The 20633-nt window shown below is 72.5% G+C and carries 19 protein-coding genes; 10 read left to right on the plus strand and 9 right to left on the minus strand.

Features of this window, described 5'->3' with window-relative positions; genetic code table 11:
• Positions 1-16 precede the first annotated feature (16 nt).
• Positions 17-1012, minus strand: a complete 996-nt coding sequence (locus ACIP4P_RS20160) for a DEDDh family exonuclease (RefSeq protein ID WP_400920251.1) — start codon at positions 1010-1012, stop codon at positions 17-19.
• Between the two features lie 145 nt (positions 1013-1157).
• Here ACIP4P_RS20160 and ACIP4P_RS20165 point away from each other — a divergent pair, with 145 nt between their 5' ends.
• The 4 genes from ACIP4P_RS20165 to moaA all read left to right on the plus strand — a co-directional run bounded on the left by ACIP4P_RS20165 (position 1158) and on the right by moaA (position 5502).
• Positions 1158-2201, plus strand: a complete 1044-nt coding sequence (locus tag ACIP4P_RS20165) for a zinc-dependent alcohol dehydrogenase family protein (RefSeq protein ID WP_400920253.1) — start codon at positions 1158-1160, stop codon at positions 2199-2201.
• A 271-nt stretch (positions 2202-2472) separates the two neighbouring features.
• Positions 2473-2829, plus strand: a complete 357-nt coding sequence (locus ACIP4P_RS20170; protein ID WP_350511550.1) for a DUF485 domain-containing protein — start codon at positions 2473-2475, stop codon at positions 2827-2829.
• On the plus strand, positions 2826-4433 hold the full coding sequence (locus ACIP4P_RS20175) for a cation acetate symporter (protein ID WP_350511549.1): 1608 nt from the start codon (positions 2826-2828) through the stop codon (positions 4431-4433). Before ACIP4P_RS20170 ends, ACIP4P_RS20175 begins: the two co-directional genes overlap by 4 nt.
• Positions 4434-4512: 79 nt before the next feature.
• A complete protein-coding gene (gene moaA, locus ACIP4P_RS20180; RefSeq protein ID WP_400920256.1) occupies positions 4513-5502 on the plus strand; it encodes a GTP 3',8-cyclase MoaA in 990 nt (329 codons plus the stop codon).
• 12 nt (positions 5503-5514) lie between these two features.
• Here moaA and ACIP4P_RS20185 read toward each other — a convergent pair whose 3' ends face one another.
• The 6 genes from ACIP4P_RS20185 to ACIP4P_RS20210 form a co-directional block, all read right to left on the minus strand.
• Positions 5515-5733 (minus strand): hypothetical protein, encoded by a 219-nt coding sequence (locus ACIP4P_RS20185; RefSeq protein WP_400920258.1) that lies wholly within the window; start codon positions 5731-5733, stop codon positions 5515-5517.
• A 267-nt stretch (positions 5734-6000) separates the two neighbouring features.
• On the minus strand, positions 6001-6384 hold the full coding sequence (locus ACIP4P_RS20190; RefSeq protein ID WP_400920260.1) for a DUF3099 domain-containing protein: 384 nt from the start codon (positions 6382-6384) through the stop codon (positions 6001-6003).
• Positions 6385-6528: 144 nt separating this feature from the next.
• A complete protein-coding gene (locus tag ACIP4P_RS20195; RefSeq protein ID WP_350511545.1) occupies positions 6529-7077 on the minus strand; it encodes an RNA 2'-phosphotransferase in 549 nt (182 codons plus the stop codon).
• Between the two features lie 32 nt (positions 7078-7109).
• On the minus strand, positions 7110-8507 hold the full coding sequence (locus ACIP4P_RS20200) for a metallopeptidase TldD-related protein (RefSeq protein ID WP_400920262.1): 1398 nt from the start codon (positions 8505-8507) through the stop codon (positions 7110-7112).
• Positions 8507-10060, minus strand: a complete 1554-nt coding sequence (locus ACIP4P_RS20205; RefSeq protein WP_400920306.1) for a TldD/PmbA family protein — start codon at positions 10058-10060, stop codon at positions 8507-8509. Before ACIP4P_RS20205 ends, ACIP4P_RS20200 begins: the two co-directional genes overlap by 1 nt.
• A 224-nt stretch (positions 10061-10284) precedes the next feature.
• Entirely contained in the window at positions 10285-11430 is a 1146-nt protein-coding gene (locus ACIP4P_RS20210) for an MBL fold metallo-hydrolase (protein WP_400920264.1), read from the minus strand.
• Between the two features lie 315 nt (positions 11431-11745).
• Between ACIP4P_RS20210 and fabG the strand changes: the two genes are divergently transcribed.
• Both fabG and fabI read left to right on the plus strand, forming a co-directional pair.
• On the plus strand, positions 11746-12465 hold the full coding sequence (gene fabG, locus ACIP4P_RS20215; protein ID WP_350511542.1) for a 3-oxoacyl-[acyl-carrier-protein] reductase: 720 nt from the start codon (positions 11746-11748) through the stop codon (positions 12463-12465).
• A gap of 2 nt (positions 12466-12467) precedes the next feature.
• A complete protein-coding gene (gene fabI, locus ACIP4P_RS20220; RefSeq protein WP_350511541.1) occupies positions 12468-13235 on the plus strand; it encodes an enoyl-ACP reductase FabI in 768 nt (255 codons plus the stop codon).
• A gap of 88 nt (positions 13236-13323) precedes the next feature.
• Here the strand turns inward: fabI and ACIP4P_RS20225 are convergent, their stop codons facing one another.
• A complete protein-coding gene (locus ACIP4P_RS20225) occupies positions 13324-14013 on the minus strand; it encodes a FadR/GntR family transcriptional regulator (protein ID WP_400920267.1) in 690 nt (229 codons plus the stop codon).
• A gap of 123 nt (positions 14014-14136) precedes the next feature.
• Between ACIP4P_RS20225 and ACIP4P_RS20230 the strand changes: the two genes are divergently transcribed.
• From ACIP4P_RS20230 to ACIP4P_RS20240, 3 genes are all read left to right on the plus strand, one after another.
• Positions 14137-15423, plus strand: coding sequence for a CynX/NimT family MFS transporter (locus ACIP4P_RS20230; protein ID WP_400920269.1), 1287 nt, complete (start codon positions 14137-14139; stop codon positions 15421-15423).
• Between the two features lie 104 nt (positions 15424-15527).
• A complete protein-coding gene (locus ACIP4P_RS20235; protein ID WP_350511538.1) occupies positions 15528-15650 on the plus strand; it encodes an SGM_5486 family transporter-associated protein in 123 nt (40 codons plus the stop codon).
• A gap of 168 nt (positions 15651-15818) precedes the next feature.
• Positions 15819-16346 carry a SixA phosphatase family protein gene (locus ACIP4P_RS20240; RefSeq protein ID WP_400920271.1) on the plus strand — a complete coding sequence of 176 codons (528 nt, stop codon included), beginning with the start codon at positions 15819-15821 and terminating at the stop codon, positions 16344-16346.
• A 98-nt stretch (positions 16347-16444) separates the two neighbouring features.
• Here ACIP4P_RS20240 and serB read toward each other — a convergent pair whose 3' ends face one another.
• Complete coding sequence (serB, locus tag ACIP4P_RS20245) at positions 16445-17695, minus strand: phosphoserine phosphatase SerB (protein WP_350511536.1); 1251 nt, start codon at positions 17693-17695, stop codon at positions 16445-16447.
• 240 nt (positions 17696-17935) lie between these two features.
• Between serB and ACIP4P_RS20250 the strand changes: the two genes are divergently transcribed.
• Positions 17936-20533 (plus strand): FHA domain-containing protein, encoded by a 2598-nt coding sequence (locus ACIP4P_RS20250; protein ID WP_400920274.1) that lies wholly within the window; start codon positions 17936-17938, stop codon positions 20531-20533.
• Positions 20534-20633: the final 100 nt, after the last annotated feature.

Consider the following 20633-nt stretch of genomic DNA (forward strand, 5'->3'; position numbering starts at 1 on the left):
CGACCTCACAACCGGCTCACGCACCGGGGTGCGGGGCGACCTCGCGCAGCAGTTGGAGGAAGGCGTCCTCGGTGATCACCGGGGTGCCGACGTCGCGGGCCTTGCGGGCCTTGCCGCTCCAGCTGGTCGGTTCATTGGTGACCAGCAGGCTGGTGAGCCGGCTGACCGAGCCGGCGATGTGCAGCCCGGCCTCGACGGCGCGGTCCTCCAGCACCTCGCGGTCGGTGGCGGTGTCCCCGGTGAAGGCCACCCGCATGCCCTGGACCAGCGGCTTGCCGTCCTCCCAACGCCCCGGGTTGGGGTACGGGCAGGGCGGGCGCTTCTTGGCCTGGCGGTACTGGGAGCCGGTCCAGTTGCCGCGGCCGGGGGTGGCGGGCTCGTCCTCGCCGAGGTCGGTGACCGCGACGCAGGTCTGCAGCGGCAGCGCGAGGCCGGCCAGCCGGGCCAGCCGCAGGCTGGGGCGGAAGGCCTCGGCGAGCACCCGGGCGTCGTCCAGGGCGTTGTGGGCCTGCAGCTGCTGGACGCCGAAGTGGGCGGCGAGCGAGGCGAGCTTGCCGTTGGGCAGCGGCAGGCGCAGGTCGCGGGAGAGGACCATGGTGCACAGCCGCTGTTCGACCGGAGCGGTGCGGCCGGCCCGGGAGAACTCGCGGGAGATCATGTTCCAGTCGAACAGCGCGTTGTGGGCGACCAGCACGCGGTTCGCCAGGCGGGTGGCGAACTCCTCGGCGATCTCGGGGAAGGTCGGCGCACCGGAGAGCAGCTCGGCGGTGAGGCCGTGGATCCAGACCGGGCCCGGGTCCCGCTCGGGGTTGACCAGGGTGTACCAGTGGTCGGTCACCTCGCCGTCGCCGTCCAGCTGGTAGACGCCCGCCGAGATGACGCGGTCGGAGCGGCCGAGACCGGTGGTCTCGACGTCGACGACCGCGAAGCCCTCGGCGGGGGCGGCGGAGCGCTGGGCGGGGACCGGGGCGGTCCGCGGCGCGCCGTACGTCTCGGGCTGGATCGGTTGCATGGTCCAACAGGATAAGGGGCGAGCCGGTCGGGTCCGGTCGAAATGTTCCGACGCGGGGGCCGGAATAGAGTGGTCGGAGGGGATGTCGTACACCTGGTCGAGATCGTTTTCGGCCCTCGGGCCGGATCTTTGTGAGGAAGAACGCATGCGTGCCACGGTGATTCACGGACCCAACGACATCCGGATCGAGGACGTGCCCGACCCGGTGATCCAGCACCCCACGGACGTGGTGGTGCGGGTGGTCAACGCCTGCATCTGCGGCAGCGACCTGTGGGCCTACCGCGGGGTGGCCCAGCGGGTGGCCGGGCAGCGGATCGGGCACGAGTTCCTCGGGGTGGTCGAGGAGGTCGGCGCCGAGGTCCGGGGTTTCGCGAAGGGCGACCTGGTGGTCGCGCCCTTCGTCTGGTCGGACGGCGTCTGTGAGTTCTGTCTCGAAGGCCTGCAGACCTCCTGCCCGCACGGCGGGTTCTGGGGCTCGGTCGGCTCGGACGGCGGCCAGGGCGAGGCGGTCCGGGTGCCGTTCGCGGACGGGACGCTGGTGAAGCTGCCGAAGGAGGCGGAGGGCGACGAGAAGCTGCTGCCGGGGCTGCTGGCGCTGTCCGACGTGATGGCCACCGGGCACCACGCGGCGGTGTCCGCGCGGGTGCGTCCGGGGGCGACGGTCGCGGTGGTCGGCGACGGCGCGGTGGGCCTGTGCGGCGTGCTGGCGGCGCACCGGCTGGGCGCGGGCCGGATCATCGCGCTGGGCCGCCACCCCGCCCGGACGGAGCTGGCCCGGCGCTTCGGGGCGACGGACGTGGTGGCCGAGCGCGGCGAGGCCGCGGTCGAGGCGGTCAAGGAGCTGACCGGCGGGCTGGGCGCGCAGGCGGTGCTGGAGGCGGTCGGCACCGAGGAGTCGATGCGGACGGCGATCTCGATCACTCGGGACGGCGGCGCGGTCGGCTACGTGGGCGTGCCGCACGGCGGCTCCGCGGGCGTCGACATCGGTCAGATGTTCGGCCGAAACGTTTCGCTGAACGGTGGCGTCGCGCCGGCCCGGGCGTACATCCCCGAGCTGCTGCCGGACGTGCTCTCGGGAGCGATCGAGCCGGGCCTGGTCTTCGACCGGACGGTCGACCTGGACGGCGTGCCGGACGGCTACCGGGCGATGGACGACCGTTCGGCGCTGAAGGTCCGGATCGCGTTCTGACGCTCCGTCAACAGGGGTGGCACCGTTGGACGGTGTCACCCCTTTCGGTTCCTCCGGCCCCTCCGGGCACACTCCGGACGGCGCGGCGAGCGGCGGTTTTCGGCCAATTGGATAGTGCGAGGGGGTGAACGACTGGCTGATCGCGGTCAACCCCTTCCGGGGTGGGCACGACGCTCCTAGCATTGCGCGGCGCGCACGGGGAATGTGACGTCCCTCACGTTCGATTGTTCCCACCCGTGTGACCGCCCCACCGAAGGAGTGAGGAGACAGAGTGGATTCGCCGCCGATCACCACTACTGCCACGGAAGTCCAACTCATCGACGACAGCGAGGAGTTCCGTACCCTGCGGCGCTCGTTCCGGAGCTTCGCCTTCCCGGTCACCATCGGCTTCGTGCTCTGGTACCTGCTCTACGTCCTGCTCTCCTGCTACGCCCCCGGGCTGATGGGCACCAGGGTCCTCGGGCACATCAACGTGGCCCTGGTGCTCGGGTTGCTGCAGTTCGTCACCACCTTCGTCATCGCCGGTTGGTACGCCCGCTACGCGGACCGGCGGATCGACCCGCCCGCCGCCGCGATCCGCGAGGCCCACGGCGCCGTCGTCCACGCTCCCCGGGAGGCCGCCGAATGACCTTGCTCGCCAGCTCCGCCACCGACCACCGCGGTCTGACGATGGCCCTGTTCGGACTCTTCGTGGCGGCCACCCTGGTCATCACCGTCTGGGCCGGGCGGCAGAACCGCAGCGCCGCCGACTTCTACGCCGGTGGCCGCGGCTTCACCGGCTTCCAGAACGGCCTGGCCATCTCCGGCGACTACATGTCCGCCGCCTCCTTCCTCGGCATCGCCGGCACCATCGCGCTGGCCGGCTACGACGGATTCCTCTACTCGATCGGCTTCCTGGTCGCCTGGCTGGTCGCGCTGCTGCTGATCGCCGAACCGCTGCGCAACTCCGGCCGCTTCACCATGGCGGACGTGCTCGCCTTCCGGATGCGCCAGCGTCCGGTGCGCACCGCCGCGGGCGTCTCCACCATCGTGGTGTCGATCTTCTACCTGCTGGCCCAGATGGTCGGCGCCGGGACGCTGGTGGCCCTGCTGCTCGGCGCGGAGGGGAACGCCGCCAAGCGCTGGACCATCGTCGGCGTCGGCGCACTGATGATCGTCTACGTGGTGATAGGGGGTATGAAGGGCACCACCTGGGTGCAGATCGTCAAGGCCGTGCTGCTGATCGCCGGCGCCGCGCTGATGACCGTCCTGGTGCTGGCCAAGTACCACTTCAACCCCTCGGAGCTGCTCGGCGCGGCGGCGAGCGCCAGCGGCAAGGGCGAGGCCTTCCTGCAACCCGGGCAGAAGTACGGCACCGGCACCGCCAAGCTCGACTTCATCAGCCTGGGCATCGCGCTGGTGCTCGGCACCGCCGGCCTGCCGCACATCCTGGTCCGCTTCTACACCGTGCCCACCGCCAAGGCGGCCCGGAAGTCGGTGCTCTGGGCGATCGGCATCATCGGCGTCTTCTACCTGATGACCCTGGCGCTCGGCTTCGGCGCGGCCGCGCTGGTCGGCTCCAAGGAGATCAAGGCGGCCAACGCGGCCGGGAACACGGCCGCCCCTCAGCTGGCCGAGGCGCTCGGCGGCGGCAGCGGCAGCACCGGCGGTGCGATCCTGCTCGCGGTGATCTCGGCGGTCGCCTTCGCCACCATCCTGGCGGTGGTCGCCGGGCTCACCCTGGCCTCCTCGGCCTCCTTCGCCCACGACCTGTACGCCAACGTGATCCGGCGCGGGAAGGCGAGCGAGCGCGAGGAGGTGCGGTCGGCGAAGTGGGCCGCGGTCGGGATCGGCGCGGTGTCGATCGTGCTCAGCCTCTTCGCGGACAAGCTCAACACCGCCGCCCTGGTGGCGCTGGCCTTCGCGGTGGCGGCCTCGGCCAACCTGCCCACGCTGCTCTACTCGCTGTTCTGGAGGCGGTTCACCACCGTCGGCGCGGTCAGCTCGGTCTACGCCGGACTGGTCAGCTCGGTGCTGCTGGTGGTCTTCTCCCCGGTCGTCTCCGGCGCCAAGACCTCGCTCTTCCCGGACTCCGACTTCCACTGGTTCCCACTGGAGAACCCGGGCCTGGTCTCCATCCCGATCGGCTTCCTGGCCGGCTGGCTGGGCACCCTGCTGTCCAGGGAACAGCCCGACCCGGCGAAGTACGCTGAACTGGAGGTCCGCTCGCTCACCGGGCTGGGCGCCCACTGATCGATCCGGCATGACTATGCTGGCCCGGCCCCGCCGAGACGGTGGACCGGGCCGGCCGCTTTTTCGGGAAGGGACGCACGTGCTGCTCGACACCTTCGGACGACGCGCCGTCGACCTGCGGGTCTCCCTGACCGACCGGTGCAACCTCCGCTGCACGTACTGCATGCCGGAGGAGGGGCTGCAGTGGCTGGCCAAGCCCGAGTTGCTGACCGACGAGGAGATCGTCCGGCTGGTCTCCCTGGCCGTGCGGGACCTGGGCGTGCGCGAGGTCCGCTTCACCGGCGGCGAGCCGCTGCTGCGCCCCGGGCTGGTCGCGGTCGTGGCCGCCTGCTCCGACCTGGAGCCGCGCCCGGAGCTCTCCCTCACCACCAACGGCATCGGGCTGGCCCGGACCGCGACGGCGCTGCGCGAGGCCGGGCTGGACCGGGTCAACGTCTCGCTGGACACCCTCGACCCCGAGGTGTTCTTCACGCTCACCCGCCGCCGGCGCCACCAGGACGTGCTGGACGGGCTGGCCGCCGCCGAGGCGGCCGGGCTGGCGCCGGTGAAGCTGAACGCGGTGCTGATGCGCGGGGTCAACGACCACGAGGCGGCCGACCTGCTGGCCTGGTGCCTGGAGCGGGGCTACGAGCTGCGCTTCATCGAGCAGATGCCGCTGGACGCCCAGCACGGCTGGGACCGCTCGTCGATGGTCACCGCGGAGGAGATCCTCGAACTGCTGCGGGCCCGCTTCGTCCTCGCCCCGGAGCCGTCCGCGCGCCGGGGCGCGGCGCCCGCCGAACGCTGGACGGTGGACGGCGGCCCCGGCCGGGTCGGGGTGATCGCCTCCGTCACCCGGCCGTTCTGCCGGGCCTGCGACCGGACCCGGCTGACCGCCGACGGGCAGGTGCGCAACTGCCTGTTCGCGACCGGGGAGACCGACCTGCGCACCGCGCTGCGCTCGGGGGCGGACGACGCGGAGCTGGCCGCGCTGTGGCGGGCGGCGATGTGGGGCAAGAAGGCCGGGGCCGGGATCGACGACCCGGAGTTCCACCAGCCCGAGCGGCCGATGTCGGCGATCGGCGGTTAGACCGGACGGCGGTCAGGCCTCTTCGGCGGTCCAGTCGGCGAAGGCGACGACCTCCTTGAGGAAGCCGCGCACGCCCAGGAACTGGGACAGGTGCTCGCGGTGCTCCTCGCAGGCCAGCCAGGTCTTGCGGCGGTCCGGGGTGTGCAGCTTGGGGTTGTTCCACACCAGCACCCAACGGGCTTCCGCCCGGCAGCCCTTGGCGGAGCAGATCGGCGTCTGCGCGGTGTCCATCGGGGGCCGTCCTCGGTGCTCAGGCGGGTGCGTCGTCACCGCCAGTCTGTCACGCCGGTCGGGCTCGCCCGGATCCGGACATGGCGACGCCGGGCAGCCACGGGGGGAGCCGCCCGGCGTCGGTCCGTCGCTCCGACGGGGGATGCGGAGCGCGTACGCAGTATGTCACGCCGAGACCCTCGGATGGGGAGGTCTTGCATGATTAATCTGAGGTTCTTTTGAGCTTTCGTGGAGTTGAATCCGGCTGAACCAGAGCGAATCGGACGATCAGTCCGTGTGCGGCGGCGCCTCGGCGGCCGGGGCCTTTGCCTGTCCTGTACCAGTGGCCGCACCAGCCCCACCCGTACCACCCGGGCCGAGCATCAGCGGGGTGTCGGCCGGGAAGTCGAAGGTGCTCGGCAGACCCGGCGCCTGCTCCCGGCCGGCGTTGGCGATCAGCACCGCGAAGTACGGCAGCAGCACACCGCCGCCCAGCGCGGCGAAGGCCAGCCAGCGCTGGACGTCCCACAGCACCACCGCGAGCAGCACGCAGACGGTGCGGATCAGCATCGAGATGACGTAGCGGCGCTGGCGCCCCCGGACGTCCTCGGAGAGGCTGCTGCGCGCGCCCGTGATCCGGTAGACCTGTTCGCCCTCGGCGCTCTTGCCCATGTGTCCTACCGCCCTCGTCCACGCGCCCGCGCGCCGTTCCGCGCGGCCTCCTCACGGTACGCCCGGGCGGCGGGGACGACGAGACCGGGTGGGCGGGGCCCACCCGGTCGGGCGTGATAGAGGAGCCGTACGGCGCTGTGGGTGTCAGGAGCGCCGGGAGAGGTACTGCGGGGGGACGGCGTCGGTGAGCCAGACGCCGTTCTCGCTGAGCCGGAACTCGTATCCGTCCGCCGCCATCGCGGCCGCGTTCACGGTCAGCACGACCGGGCGGCCGTGCCGGGCGCCGACCCTGGTCGCCGTCTCGGTGTCCGCCGACAGGTGCACGTCCTGCCGGGTCATCGGGCGCAGGCCCTCCCGGAAGATCGGGGCCAGGTGGCGGTCGGCGGTGCCGTGGTACAGCACGTGGGGCGGCTCGGTGGCGGTCAGACCGAGGTCGACCGCCACCGTGTGGCCCTGGTTGGCGCGGATGGAGAGGCCGTCCGGCGAGTAGCCGAAGCGGCGCTTGTTGTTGGTGGCCACGACGTGGTCGAGCTCGGGCCGGGTGAGCGGCCGGCCCTTCGCGGCGAGCGCGTCGAGCAGGACGTCGATCCGGACCCAGCCGGAGCCGTCCAGGGTGATCCCCAGCAGCTCCGGCTCGTGCCGCAGGATGCGCGACAGCATCTTGCTCGATCTGACCAGCCGCTTTTCGTCCATCATGTTCTTCGTATCCCCCCGTCGGCCGCCGGCTATGAGGCCTGGCTGACCGAACTCATGTTGAAGTCCGCGACACGCACGGGTGGCATCGCGGTGCGGGTGAAGTAGTCGCCCCACTCGCGTGGCAGGCAGCGCTCGGTGCGGCCCGCCTCGGTGATCCGGCCGAGCAGGTCGACCGGGGACTCGTTGAACCGGAAGTTGTTGACCGCGCCGACCACTTCGCCGTTCTCGACCAGGTAGACGCCGTCCCGGGTGAGGCCGGTGAGCAGCAGCGTCGCCGGGTCCACCTCGCGGATGTACCAGAGGCAGGTGAGCAGCAGGCCGCGCTCCGTGCGGGCGATCATCTCGTCCAGGGTCGGCGCGGACTCCTGGTCGGCCGTCTCCAGCACCAGGTTGTCGACCGACGGGCGCAGCGGCAGGCCGGTGAGGGCGGCCGCGTGCCGGCTGGTGATCAGCTCGGTCAGCACGCCCTCGCGGATCCAGTCGGTGGCGGTGACCGGAGCGCCGTTGTCGAAGACCGAGACGTCGCCGCCGGTGCTGTGCGTCAGCACGAACGGGGCGGCCTCCAGGCCGGGTTCGCGCGGGTCGGCGCGCAGGGTCAGCGGCAGGCCGGCCAGCTTGTCGCCGAGCCTGGTCCCCCCGCCGGGCTTGGCGAAGACCGTCCGGCCCTCGGTGGCGTCCCGGCCGCCGGAGGACCAGTGGAGGTAGACCATCAGGTCGGCGACGGCCGAGGGCGGGAGCAGCGTCTCGTACCGCCCGGCGGGCAGGTCGACCTTGCGGGCGCCCCAGCCGAGCCGCTTGGTGAGCTCGGCGTGCAGGGCCGGGACGTCGACGTCGGTGAAGTCCCGGGTGGCGGCGCCGACCCAGGCCGAGCCGCTGAGGTCGGCCGTCTTGGCGTTGAGCTCGACCGTGCCGGTGGGCTGGTCGTGGCGCAGCCGCAGGCCGGTGGAGCTGCCCAGGTAGCTGGTGACGACCTCGTGCCGGGCGAAGCCGTAGAGCAGCTCGCCCTGGGCGGCGGCCCGGGCGAAGGCCGCGCCGAGGGCCGGGCCGAAGGCCTCGAACACCTCGATCGAGGTCTCCGCGGGCGGCCGGCCGAAGTCCGGGGACGGCGGCACGTCGGCGATCAGCGGCTGGGCGTCCTCGGCCGGGCCGGCCGCCCGGGCGGCCTCCTCGGCGGCCCGGACCAGGTCCTCGACGTCCTCGGCGGTGACGGCCTCGCGGGAGACCACGCCGGAGGCGGTGCCCTCGGCGCCGGCCACGGTGGCGATCACGGTGAGCCGGCGGCCACGGGTGACGCCGTTGGTGGTCAGGGCGTTGCCGGCCCAGCGCAGGTTGGCGGTGGACTCCTCGTCGGCGATCACCACGCAGCCGTCGGCGCGGGAGAGGCCGAGCGCCAGCTCGACGAGTTCGTGGGGCTGCATCGCGGTCATCAGTGACCCGCCTCCTGCTGGGTGTTGAGCACGTTGACGTTGCGGAACAGTGCCGACGGGCAGCCGTGGCTGACCGCCGCGACCTGGCCGGGCTGCGCCTTGCCGCAGTTGAAGGCGCCGCCGAGGACGTAGGTCTGCGGTCCGCCGACCGCCGCCATCGAGCCCCAGAAGTCGGTGGTGGTGGCCTGGTAGGCGAAGTCCTTGACCTGGCCCGCCAGTTCGCCGTTCTTGATGGCGTACGCGCGTTGCCCGGTGAACTGGAAGTTGTAGCGCTGCATGTCGATCGACCAGGAGCGGTCGCCGACGATGTACAGGCCGTTCTCCACCCCGGCGAACAGGCCCGCGGTGTCCGGGCCGTCGGCGGCGGGCCGGAGCGAGACGTTGGCCATCCGCTGGACCGGGACGTGCGCGGGGGAGTCCGCGAAGGCGCAGCCGTTGGAGCGCTCGAAGCCCTTCAACTTGGCCATTCCGCGGTCGAGTTGGTAGCCGACCAGGACACCGTCCCTGACCAGGTCCCAGGACTGGGTGGCGACGCCCTCGTCGTCGTAGCCGATGGTGGACAGGCCGTGCTCGGCGGTGCGGTCACCGGTGACGTGCATCAGCTCGGAGCCGTAGCGGAGGCTGCCGAGCTGGTCGAAGGTGGCGAAGGAGGTGCCGGCGTAGGCGGCCTCGTAGCCGAGCGCGCGGTCCAGCTCGGTGGCGTGGCCGATCGACTCGTGGATGGTCAGCCAGAGGTTGGACGGGTCGACGACCAGGTCGTAGCGGCCCGGGCGGACGCTCGGGGCCTTCATCTTCTCGGCCAGCAGGACGGGCAGTTCGGCGAGTTCCCCGTCCCAGTCCCACTCCGCGCCGGTCAGGTACTCGTAGCCGCGGCCGACCGGCGGGGCCAGGGTGCGCATCGAGTCGAAGGCGCCGGTGCGCTCGTCGACCGAGGTGGCCTCCAGGTCGGAGTGCAGCCGGATCCGCTGCTGGGTGGTCGTGGTGCCCGCGGTGTCCGCGTAGAACTTGTTCTCCTGCACCGTCAGCAGGGCCGCCTGGACGTGCGAGACGCCCGGTGCGGCCAGCAGCCGGGCGCTGCGCTCGGCGAGCAGCGCGGTCTTCTCGGCGTCCGGCACCTCGAAGGGGTTGACCTCGTACGCGGAGACCCAGGTGGCGTCCCGGTGGACCGGCTCGTCGGCCAGCTCGACCCGCTCGGTGGAGCCGGCCGCCCGGCTGATCCCGCCGGAGAGCCGGGCCACCGCGACGGCCTGGGCGGCGACCTCCGCCGCGGCCGCCGGGGTGAGGTCCACCCCGGCGGCGAAGCCCCAGGCGCCGTCCAGCAGCACCCGGACGGCGAAGCCCAGCTGCACGCTGTCGGAGGTGCCGGCCGGCCGGGCGTCGCGCAGCCGCCAGGAGGCGCTGCGGACCCGTTCCAGCCGGAAGTCGGCGTGGCTCGCGCCGAGTTCGCGGGCCCGGCTGAGGGCCGCGTCGGCGAGGGTGCGCAGCGGCAGGGCGAGGAACAGCGGGTCGACGGCGCGGGCGGACGCGGCGCCGGCGCTGTTCGCCGCAGGGATCGGAGGCAATCGGGCTCCCAGGTCGCGGAGGGGGGCGGTGCGGGGCCACAGGGGCGCCCGCACCGCATCATTTCCCGTCCACGGGGTTTCCGGCCAGCGCATTTCACCCAGTGCGCTGCGGTTTCGGACAGCGCCGTCCCCGGTGCGCTGCAGTTTCGGACAGCGCCGTCCCCGGTGCGCCGCGGTGTCGGGCGGCGCCGGCCCCCGGCGTGTCGGGAGGTCCGTCAGGAGACGGACTCCCACCAGCCGTCCAGCTCCGGCGGGTTGTCCACGTCGACCCGCTCGCCCGGTCGGGGGACGGCCAGCGGGACGGCCTGGGTCTTGGCCTCCTTGAGCAGCCGTTCGACCGGTTCGGCCCACGGGTGCAGGCCCAGGTTGAAGGTGCACCAGTGGACCGGCACCAGCAGCCCGGCCCGGAGGTCCCGGTGGGCGAGGACGGCGTCCTCGGGGGTCATGTGGATGTCCGCCCAGGCCGCGTCGTAGGCGCCGATCTGCACCAGGGCGGCGTCGAAGGGGCCGTGCTGCGCGCCGATCCGGGCGTAGCCCTCGAAGTAGCCGGAGTCGCCGGTGTAGAAGGCCTTGCGGCTCGGGCCGGCGATCACCCAGGAGCCCCACAGGGTGGTGTTGCGGGTCAGTCCGCGGCCGGAGAAGTGGTGGGCGGAGGTGAGGGTGAGCACCAGCTCGCCCAGGGTGCAGGTCTCGTCCCAGTCCAGCTCGATGATCCGGTGCTCGGGGACGCCCCAGCGGCGCAGGTGGCCGCCGATGCCGAGCGGTACGGCGAAGGGCGCGGACTGGCTGCGGACCAGGCGCTTGACGGTCGCCATGTCGAGGTGGTCGTAGTGGTCGTGGGAGATCAGCACCGCGTCGACCGGCGGCAGCTCCTCCAGCTCGACCGGCACCGGGTGCAGCCGCTTGGGGCCGACGTGGGCGGCGGGGGAGCAGCGGTCGCTCCAGACCGGGTCGAGCAGCACGCGCGAGCCCTCGATCTCCACCAGCGCGGAGGCGTGCCCGTACCAGGTGATCTCCAGGCCCTCGGCGGCCGGCCCGGTCGCGGCGGCGGGGCGGACGGTGGGCACCGGGTGGGCCGGGACGCGGCCCTCGCGCTGGAACAGCATCCGGCGGACGGTGTCGCGGTCGAAGTCCGGGGTGGCGGTGGACCGGGCGAGGTCCGAGGGCGCGTTGTGGAAGACCCCGTCGCGGTACTGCGGGGAGTTGCGCACCCTCGCCTCGCGCTCGCCGTCCGGGCGGCGCCCGAACGCCGCGGGCAGGTCGCGCAGTGCCCAGGCGGTCGCGCCGAGGCCCGCGGCCAGGGCGGTGAGGGCGAGCAGTCGTCCGCGTCGGGAGGTGCTCCCGGGCCGTGCCTTGGTCATGCGCCCTGCCTTCGTTTCCGCACCGGGACTCTTCGGGGAAGGGTACGGCCGGTCCCGGTTCGGCCCGCACCACGGGGCAACGGGCGCGGCCGTCCGTGTTGTTCCCGTACAGCGGCCCCTTTCGCGGCGGTCCTGCGGCCGGTGGGGCGGGGCGGGGAACGGGCAGGTGGCGGGGCTCCGGATTGTCGGATTGCCACAGATCCTCCGGTGCGGCGCTGTGGGGGCCCGATTCGCCGCCGCCGCCGACCGCCCGATAGCGTCACACCGCGTACGCATTCCGACGTACGCGCTGACCACATGGAGAGAGGTGGGTCGTTGAGCCGCTCGGTTCTCGTCACCGGAGGAAACCGGGGCATCGGCCTCGCGATCGCCCAGGCCTTCGCCGAGGCGGGCGACAAGGTCGCCATCACCAGCCGCTCGGGTGAGGTGCCCGAGGCCCTGGCGAAGTACGACGTCCTCGCGGTGCGCTGCGACATCACGGACGCCGCGCAGGTCGACGCCGCCTTCACGGAGATCGAGCAGAAGCACGGCGCGGTCCAGGTGCTGGTCGCCAACGCGGGCATCACCAACGACACCCTGCTGCTGCGGATGACCGAGGAGGACTTCACCTCCGTCCTGGACACCAACCTGACCGGCACCTTCCGGGTGGTCAAGCGCGCGTCGCGGCTGATGATGCGCGCCAAGAAGGGCCGCGTGGTGCTGATCTCCTCCGTGGTGGGCCTGTCCGGCTCGCCGGGCCAGGCCAACTACGCCGCCTCCAAGGCCGGCCTGGTCGGCTTCGCCCGCTCCCTGGCGCGCGAGCTGGGCCCGCGCAACATCACCGTCAACGTGGTCGCCCCCGGCTTCGTCGACACCGACATGACCGCCGTGCTCAGCGACGAGCGCCGCGCGGAGATCGTCTCGGGCGTGCCGCTGGGCCGTTACGCGGCGCCCGCCGAGGTCGCCTCCACCGTGCGGTTCCTCGGTTCGGACGAGGCCGCGTACATCACCGGAGCCGTCATTCCCGTCGACGGCGGATTGGGCATGGGTCACTGATCATGAGTGGAATCCTCGAGGGCAAGCGGATCCTGATCACCGGCGTGCTGATGGAGTCCTCCATCGCCTTCCACGCCGCCAAGCTCGCCCAGGAGCAGGGCGCGGAGATCATCCTCACCGCCTTCCCGCGGCCGACCCTGACCGAGCGGATCGCCAAGAAGCTGCCGCACCCGGTCAAGGTGCTGGAGCTGGACGTCTCCAACCCGGAGCAGCTGGCCGGCATCGCCGACCAGGTCCGGGAGACCCTGCCGACCCTGGACGGCATCGTCCACTCGATCGGCTTCGCGCCGCAGGACGCGCTGGGCGGCAATTTCCTGGACACCCCGTGGGAGTCCGTGGCCACCGCGATGCACGTCTCGGCGTACTCGCTGAAGTCGCTGACGACGGCGCTGATGCCGCTGATGCAGGACGGCGGCTCGGTGGTCGGCCTGACCTTCGACGCCCAGTTCGCCTGGCCGCAGTACGACTGGATGGGCCCGGCCAAGGCCGCCCTGGAGGCCACCAACCGGTACATGGCCCGCTACCTGGGCGCGCGGGACATCCGCTGCAACCTGGTCTCGGCCGGCCCGCTCGGCTCGATGGCCGCCAAGTCCATCCCGGGCTTCGGCGACCTGGCCGACACCTGGAACCACCGCTCCCCACTGAAGTGGGACCTGAGCGACCCGGAGCCGGCCGGCCGCGCCATCGTCGCGCTGCTGTCGGACTGGTTCCCGAAGACCACCGGCGAGATCGTCCACGTCGACGGCGGTCTGCACGCCATCGGGGCCTGATCGCCCGATCGTCCTCGACGCCGCTGCCCGGCACCCCGTCCTGGGGTGCCGGGCAGCGGCGTTCCCGTCGCGGTGGCCCGGACCGGCCCTACGCGCCCGGGGCGGCCTGGACGTCGGTGGTCGCGCAGGCGATGGCGCGGCCGGCCTCGACCGAGGCGCGCCGGGCGTCGCGGTCCCGGATGGCGTCCCGGATGGTGTCGTGGCCGATGTAGCGCTCGGCGATCAGCTCGGGGCCGACGTCGTTGCGCAGGTGCTCGCGGGTGACCTCGCCGAGGTCGGAGTAGACGGCCAGCAGCACGTCGTTGTGGGCGGCGGCCACCACGGCCTGGTGGAAGGCGGCGTCGGCCTGGACGAAGTCCTCGGCGTCGCCGGAGCGCCAGGCGGTCTCGCGCCGGTCGAGCGCGGCGTCCAGCAGGCCGAGGTCGCGGTCGGTGCGGCGGACGGCGGCCAGCCCGGCCGCGGAGGTCTCCAGCGTCGCCCGCAGCTCGGCGACCTGGGCCTGGTCGGCGTCGGCGAAGCGGCGGTGCATCACCCCGGCCAGCTCGCTGGTGGCGAGCACGTACGTGCCGGAGCCCTGGCGGATGTCCAGCAGGCCGTTGTGGGCGAGGGCCCGGACGGCCTCCCGGACGGTGTTGCGGGCCACCCCGAGCTGCTCGACGAGGGCGGCCTCGGTGGGGATGCGCGAGCCGACGGGCCACTCCCCGGAGGTGATCTGGGCGCGCAGCTGCGCGATCACCTGGTCGGACAGCGGGGTGCGCCTCGGCGAGGACAGCGCCACGGGGACTCCTTGCGACTACGGGGTGGGTGGGCCCTGGAGGGAGATGGCCGGTGGATGAACGGTCGGCACATCATGCCAATTCCAAGGTGCATCAATTCATCCCATCATTCTATGATGGCGCACATGCCTCCCGCAGCAGACACCACCACCACCCCCGCACGTACCGGGGACCGGCCGCAGACCGAGCGGCCCGACGCCTCCGCCAAGTACCTCGGCGTGCTGTTCGCCGTCGCGATCGCCGCCGCCGCGTTCAACCTGCGCCCCGTGGTCACCAGCCTCGGGCCGCTGCTCGACCAGGTCCGCGGCGACCTCGGGATGAACCCGACCCTCGCCGGACTGCTCACCGCCGTCCCCTCGCTCTGTTTCGGGCTGTTCGGTTTCGCCGCACCCGCGGCGGCCCGCCGGGTCGGCCCGATCGCCGTGGTCACGGCCGGCATGGGCGCGATCACCGCGGGCGTGCTGGCCCGCTCCTTCGCCGGCGGCACCGCGGTGTTCCTGCTGCTCACCGCGCTCGCCCTGGCCGGGGTGGCGGTCTCCAACGTGCTGCTGCCGGTGGTGATCAAGCGGTACTTCCCGGAGAAGGTCGGGCCGATGATCGGCCTGTACTCGATGGCGCTGTCGGCCGGCACCGCGCTGGCCGCCGCCGTCACCGTGCCGGTGACCAGCGCGCTCGGCGGTGACTGGCGCTACGGCCTGGGCGTCTGGGCCGCGCTCGGCGCGCTCGCCCTGGTGCTCTGGCTGCCGGTGCTGATCGCCAAGCGCGAGCGCGGGGAGCGCGCCGGGGGCGCGGCCGTGCCCGTCAGGCTGCCGATCACCCGCAGCCGTACGGCCTGGGCGCTGGCCTGCTTCTTCGGCCTCCAGGCCACCGGCGCCTACGTGGTGATGGGCTGGCTGCCGAAGATCTTCCAGGACTCCGGGATCGACAAGGGCACCTCCGGGGTGCTGCTCGCGGTCACCATGGTGATCGGGGTGCCGGTCTCCTTCGTGCTGCCCAACCTGGCCGCCCGCCGTGGCGACCAGCGGCTCTTCGTGGTCGTGCTGGCCTGCTGCGGCATCGTCGGGTACGCCGGGCTGGCGCTCGCCCCGGCCGGTGGGGCGTGGCTGTGGGCGGTGCTGGTCGGTCTGTCCAACTGCGCCTTCCCGCTGGTGCTGACGATGATCGGGCTGCGCGCCCGGACCCCGGGCGGGGTGGCCCAGCTGTCCGCCTTCGCCCAGGGTTTCGGCTACCTGATCTCCATCCCGGGCCCGATCCTGATCGGCCGGCTCTACCAGGCCACCGGCCAGTGGTACTGGCCGCTGGGCTTCCTGTCGCTGCTGCTGGTGCCGCAGATGCTGTTCGGCCTGCGGGCCGCGCGGGCCCGGCACATCGAGGACGAGGCGGTCCTGCCGGTCGAGCCGGCCAAGGCCTGACGGCCCGGGGCCCGGCGGTCGCGTCGGGGTCCGGAAGGTCAAGGCCAGGCCAAGGCGGTGGGGCCAGCGCGGAACGGGCGTGTTCGGGGTGGTTGAATCCCGACATGCCCGTTCTCGACCCGAATCCCACCGACGGCCGCAAGCAGCTCGGCCGCATCGCCCTCGCCTTCGCCGGCATCGTGGTGCTGGTGGCGATCATCGCCACCGTCGCCGCCGCGATGGGCTGACCCGTCCGCTCCGCCCGCCCGTGGTGCCCGCCGCACCGTCGCGGTACCCCCGGAGTCCCGTACTCCCGGTGACCGCGATCGGCGCAGGACGGCACCCGCCACCCCCCGGAGTGGCGGCAACCGGGAGCACCGCGCCCCCGGACCGCTTTTCTGCCAAGCTTGCTGGGTATGAGCGCCGAAACGCCCCGCAGGATCATCGTTCTCCGCCACGCCAAGGCCGACTGGCCGGACGGGGTGGACGACCACGACCGGCCGCTGGCCGACCGGGGCCGCCAGCAGGCCCCGGACGCCGGCCGCTGGCTGGTCGACTCCGGCATCAACCCGGACTTCGTGCTCTGCTCCACCGCCCTGCGCACCCGCGAGACCTGGAAGCTGGCCGCGCACGAGCTGCCCAAGCGGGCCCGCCGGACGGTGTACGAGGAGCGGATCTACGAGGCCAGCCCGGGGGAGATCATCGCCGTCCTCCAGGAGACCCCGGAGGAGTTCGCGGACGTGGTGCTGGTCGGCCACAACCCCGGTGTGCTGGGCCTGACCCAGGTGCTGGCCGGGGACAGCGGCGACGTCGACGCGCTGAACCGGCTGCGGCTGGGGGGCTTCCCGACGGCGGCGATCGCGGTGCTCAGCTTCGGCGGGTCCTGGAAGGACGTCGAGCCGGGCGTGGCCGCGCTGGTCTCGTACCACACGCCGCAGGACTGACCTCCGGAACATGCTTGAGGGGCGCGCGGATTGGATCCGCGCGCCCCTCGTGTGCAACCACCGCCGTCGAGCGGCCGGGCCTGGGTTTCGGTCCGGGCCTAGTCGACCGAGAGCCCGCCGTCGGCCGCCTCGACCTCCTCGCGGGTGATGCCCAGCAGGTAGAGCACGGTGTCCAGGAACGGCACGTTGACCGCGGTGTCGGCGGCCTCGCGCACCACCGGCTTGGCGTTGAACGCCACCCCCAGCCCGGCCGCGTTCAGCATGTCCAGGTCGTTGGCGCCGTCGCCGATCGCCACCGTCTGCTCCAGCGGCACCTTGGCCTGCTCGGCGAACCGGGCCAGCCAGCGGGCCTTGCCCGCGCGGTCCACGATCTCGCCGACCACCCGGCCGGTGAACCTCCCGTCCACCACCTCCAGGGTGTTGGCCGCCGCGAAGTCCAGCCCCAGCTGCTCCACCAGGTGGTCGGTGACCTGGGTGAACCCGCCCGACACCACCGCCACCTGGAAGCCCAGCCGCTGGAGGGTGCGGATCAGGGTGCGCGCCCCCGGCGTGAACCGGACCTCCGCGCGCACCTTCTCGGTCACCGCGGCGTCCAGCCCGGCCAGCAGGGCGACCCGGGCCCGCAGCGACTCGGCGAAGTCCAGCTCGCCGCGCATCGCCGCCGCCGTCACCTCGGCGACCTCCTCCTCGCAGCCCGCGTGGGCGGCGAACAGCTCGATCACCTCGTCCTGGATGAGCGTGGAGTCCACGTCCATCACCACCAGGCGCTTGGCCCGGCGCTCCAGCCCGGCCGCCACCACCGCGACGTCCACCCGCTGGGTGGCCGCCTCCTGGGCCAGTTCGGCCCGCAGCTCATCGGTGGCCACACCGGAGACGGCCAGTTCGACCGCCGTCACCGGGTACTTGGCGAGCCGGAAGACCCGGTCGATGTTGCCGCCCGCCGCGGTGATCCGGGAGGTCAGCGCGGACACGGCGGCGGCGGTCAGCGGGTGGCCGAGCACCGTCACGTGCGAACGGCCCTCGCGGCGCGGCCGGTTGTCGCCGATGCCGGAGAGGATCTCGGCCTGCAGCTTGAGTTCGTCCGCCCAGCGGTGCACGGTGGCCCGCAGGCCGCCCTCGGCGCCGGGCGCCAGGGGCGGGGTGACCAGGGCGCACAGCGTGATGCGGCCACGGGTGACGACCTGCTCGATGTCGATGACGTCGACGCCGAAGCCGGCCAGGGTGGCGAAGAGGCCGGCGGTGATGCCGGGGCGGTCCTTGCCGAACACCTTGACGAGCAGGGTGCGCTCGTCCGCGGTCCGGGGCTGGGCGGCGGGGAGGGGCTCAGCGGCCAAGGGCGATGCGTTCATGGTGTCTCCCACGCTACCCGTCGGTGGGTGCGCGGAGGGCACCCGTCCCACGTCGCGGGACACCCGCGCGCCCCTTCCCGGGCCGGCACCCCCGCGTAGCAGCCTGGTCACAGTCACCCGGGGTGACTTTCACCGGCGGACGGCGGACTGGAATGATTCCCCCCGTCAGTCAGAGGAACGAAGCACCCCCGGCCGGGGGGCCACAATTCGGGGGAACCGAGAGAGCGGGGCAGGCGAGCAGTGCCGCAACTCGTCATCGAGATCAACGGACAGCAACGGACTCTTGAGCCGGGGCGGTCCTACACCATCGGGCGCAACCCGCAGTCGGACTTCACGTTCGACGACGCCAGGGTCTCCTGGCAGCACGGGACCATCAGCTTCAACGGCAGCGGTTGGCAGCTGGACGACCACGGCAGCACCAACGGCACGTACACGGCCGGCGCCCGCACCATGCAGGCCCAGCTGTTCCCCGGTGCCGTGGTGAACCTGGGCAACCCGGAGAACGGCCCCCGACTCGCCTTCTCCGCGCCCGCCCACGCCGCCGCCCCGCAGCCCACCCCGGTGCACGAGGCCGTCACCAGCCGCAGCCCCGCCCCGACGCCCCAGCCGCCCGCGCAGCAGCAGCCCTGGCCCGGTCAGGACCCGTACCAGCAGCAACAGCCGCCGCAGGCCTGGCCGGGCCAGCAGCCCCCGCAGCAGTACGCACCCCCGCAGCAGCAGCCGTACCCGCCGCAGGACCAGCAGCCGCCGCAGCACGGCGGGTTCCCGCAGCAGCAGGGCTTCACGCCCGCGCCCCAGCACGGTGCCGGCGGCCCGCAGCCGACGGTGATCCGCAACCTGACCGCCGGCATGCGCACCGTCAGGATCGGCCGTGCGCTGGACAACGACGTCGTGGTGTCCGACCTCCAGGTCTCCCGCCACCACGCCGAGCTGCGCCAACTGCCGGACGGCCGCTACGAGATCGTCGACCTCGGCAGCCACAACGGCATCTTCCTCAACGGCCAGCGGGTGCAGCGCCAGCTGATGGGCCCGCAGGACCGGCTGACCGTCGGCCACTCCGGCTTCGTGCTGGTCGGCGACCAGCTGCAGGAGTTCGTCGACACCGGCGCGGTCTCCTTCTCCGCCCGCCACCTGACCGTCGAGGTCGACCACAAGGGCGGCAAGAAGGTCCTGCTCGACGATGTCAGCTTCGGCGTCCCGGAGAAGTCCCTGGTCGCCGTGATCGGCCCGTCCGGCTCCGGCAAGTCGACCCTGCTGCGCGCCCTCACCGGCTACCGCCCGGCCGACCGCGGCGAGGTGCTGTACGACGGCCGCAACCTCTACAAGCAGTTCGCCGAACTCCGCTCCCGGATCGGCCTGGTGCCGCAGTCCGAGATCCTGCACCGCGAGCTGACCGTGCGGAAGGGCCTCAAGTACGCGGCCCGCCTGCGCTTCCCCGGCGACACCGAGGCCAAGGAGCGCGAGGCCCGGATCGACGAGGTGCTGTACGAGCTGCGCCTGGACAAGCGCGCCGACAACAAGATCACCGCGCTCTCCGGCGGCCAGCAGAAGCGCGTCTCGGTCGCCTTGGAGCTGCTCACCAAGCCCTCGCTGATCTTCCTGGACGAGCCCACCTCGGGCCTCGACCCGGGCATGGACCGCGAGGTCATGCAGATGCTGCGCGGCCTCGCCGACGACGGCCGCACCATCCTGGTCGTCACCCACTCGGTGGCCGAACTCGCGCTCTGCGACCGGCTGCTGGTGATGGCGCCGGGCGGCTCGGTGGCCTACTTCGGCCCGCCGGACGAGGCGCTGCACTTCTTCGGGTACGAGACCTGGGCGGACGTCTTCCAGGCCTTCGAGAACTACCCGGACCACGACTGGTCCGGCCGCTACCGCGGTTCGGTGCACTACCAGCAGTACTCCGCCCCGACCGTCGAGGCGGGCGAGGTGCAGCACGCCCAGGTCGCCCAGGAGGCCGTCCGCCCGCCCAAGCCGCAGAGCTGGGGCTCCCAGCTGTGGACGCTGATGCGCCGCTACATGTCGGTGCTCGCCTCGGACCGCGGCTTCCTGGCGCTGTCGGTGCTGCTGCCGGCGGTGATCGGCGCGGTCAGCGTGCTGATCCCCAACGAACCCGGGCTCGCCCCCAATCCGAAGACCCAGCTCCACCTGAACAACGGGGCCGCCACGATCCTGCTGATCCTGGCGATCGGCGCCTGCTTCTCCGGGGCGGCCAACTCGGTCCGTGAGCTGATCAAGGAACGGGCGATCTACGAACGGGAACGGGCCACCGGGCTGTCCCGCTCGGCGTACATGATGTCCAAGATCATCGTGCTGGGCATCTTCTCGGTGATCCAGGGCGCGATCATCTCCGCCGTCGGCTTCCTGCCGCGCAAGCTCCCCGAGCACGGTCTGATCGTCAAGGACATCCCGATGATCGAGATGACCATCGGCATGATCCTGCTGAGCTTCGCCGCGATGATGTTCGGCCTGATGATCTCCGCGCTGGTGAAGACCGCCGAGAAGACCATGCCGCTGCTGGTCATGTTCGCCATCGTCCAGGTCGTCTTCACCGGCTGCCTGTTCCAGATCTTCGGCAAGCCCGGACTGGAGCAGGTCGCCTGGCTGATGCCGGCCCGCTGGGGCACCGGCATGGTGTCCACCACCCTCGACCTGTCGCACCTGATGGGCCCCTGGAACAAGGACTTCCAGAACCCGAACTACGACCCGCTGTGGACGCACTCCGTCGCCCAGTGGTCGATCGACGCGGCCGTGCTGATCGTCATCTCGGTCGTGATCGGCGTGGTCGTGACCCGGCTGCAGCGCCGGCACGAGCCGGAGGTCATGCAGAAGGGCTGACGCCCGCCACCGCCGAAGGGCGCTCCCCGTACGCCGGGGGAGCGCCCTTCGGCGTTCCCCGGCGTACGGGACGGGGCCCATCGTCCTAGGTCCGCGGACC

The sequence above is a fragment of the Kitasatospora sp. NPDC089509 genome (assembly GCF_044749365.1).
Lineage (GTDB): Bacteria > Actinomycetota > Actinomycetes > Streptomycetales > Streptomycetaceae > Kitasatospora.

Coding starts and splice junctions, on each gene's coding strand:
- ACIP4P_RS20160 (WP_400920251.1), bottom strand. CDS start 1,012: ATGCAACCGATCCAGCCCGAGACGTACGGCGCGCCGCGGACCGCCCCG.
- ACIP4P_RS20165 (WP_400920253.1), top strand. CDS start 1,158: ATGCGTGCCACGGTGATTCACGGACCCAACGACATCCGGATCGAGGAC.
- ACIP4P_RS20175 (WP_350511549.1), top strand. CDS start 2,826: ATGACCTTGCTCGCCAGCTCCGCCACCGACCACCGCGGTCTGACGATG.
- ACIP4P_RS20185 (WP_400920258.1), bottom strand. CDS start 5,733: ATGGACACCGCGCAGACGCCGATCTGCTCCGCCAAGGGCTGCCGGGCG.
- ACIP4P_RS20190 (WP_400920260.1), bottom strand. CDS start 6,384: ATGGGCAAGAGCGCCGAGGGCGAACAGGTCTACCGGATCACGGGCGCG.
- ACIP4P_RS20195 (WP_350511545.1), bottom strand. CDS start 7,077: ATGGACGAAAAGCGGCTGGTCAGATCGAGCAAGATGCTGTCGCGCATC.
- ACIP4P_RS20200 (WP_400920262.1), bottom strand. CDS start 8,507: ATGACCGCGATGCAGCCCCACGAACTCGTCGAGCTGGCGCTCGGCCTC.
- ACIP4P_RS20210 (WP_400920264.1), bottom strand. CDS start 11,430: ATGACCAAGGCACGGCCCGGGAGCACCTCCCGACGCGGACGACTGCTC.
- fabI (WP_350511541.1), top strand. CDS start 12,468: ATGAGTGGAATCCTCGAGGGCAAGCGGATCCTGATCACCGGCGTGCTG.
- ACIP4P_RS20230 (WP_400920269.1), top strand. CDS start 14,137: ATGCCTCCCGCAGCAGACACCACCACCACCCCCGCACGTACCGGGGAC.
- ACIP4P_RS20235 (WP_350511538.1), top strand. CDS start 15,528: ATGCCCGTTCTCGACCCGAATCCCACCGACGGCCGCAAGCAGCTCGGC.
- ACIP4P_RS20240 (WP_400920271.1), top strand. CDS start 15,819: ATGAGCGCCGAAACGCCCCGCAGGATCATCGTTCTCCGCCACGCCAAG.
- serB (WP_350511536.1), bottom strand. CDS start 17,695: ATGAACGCATCGCCCTTGGCCGCTGAGCCCCTCCCCGCCGCCCAGCCC.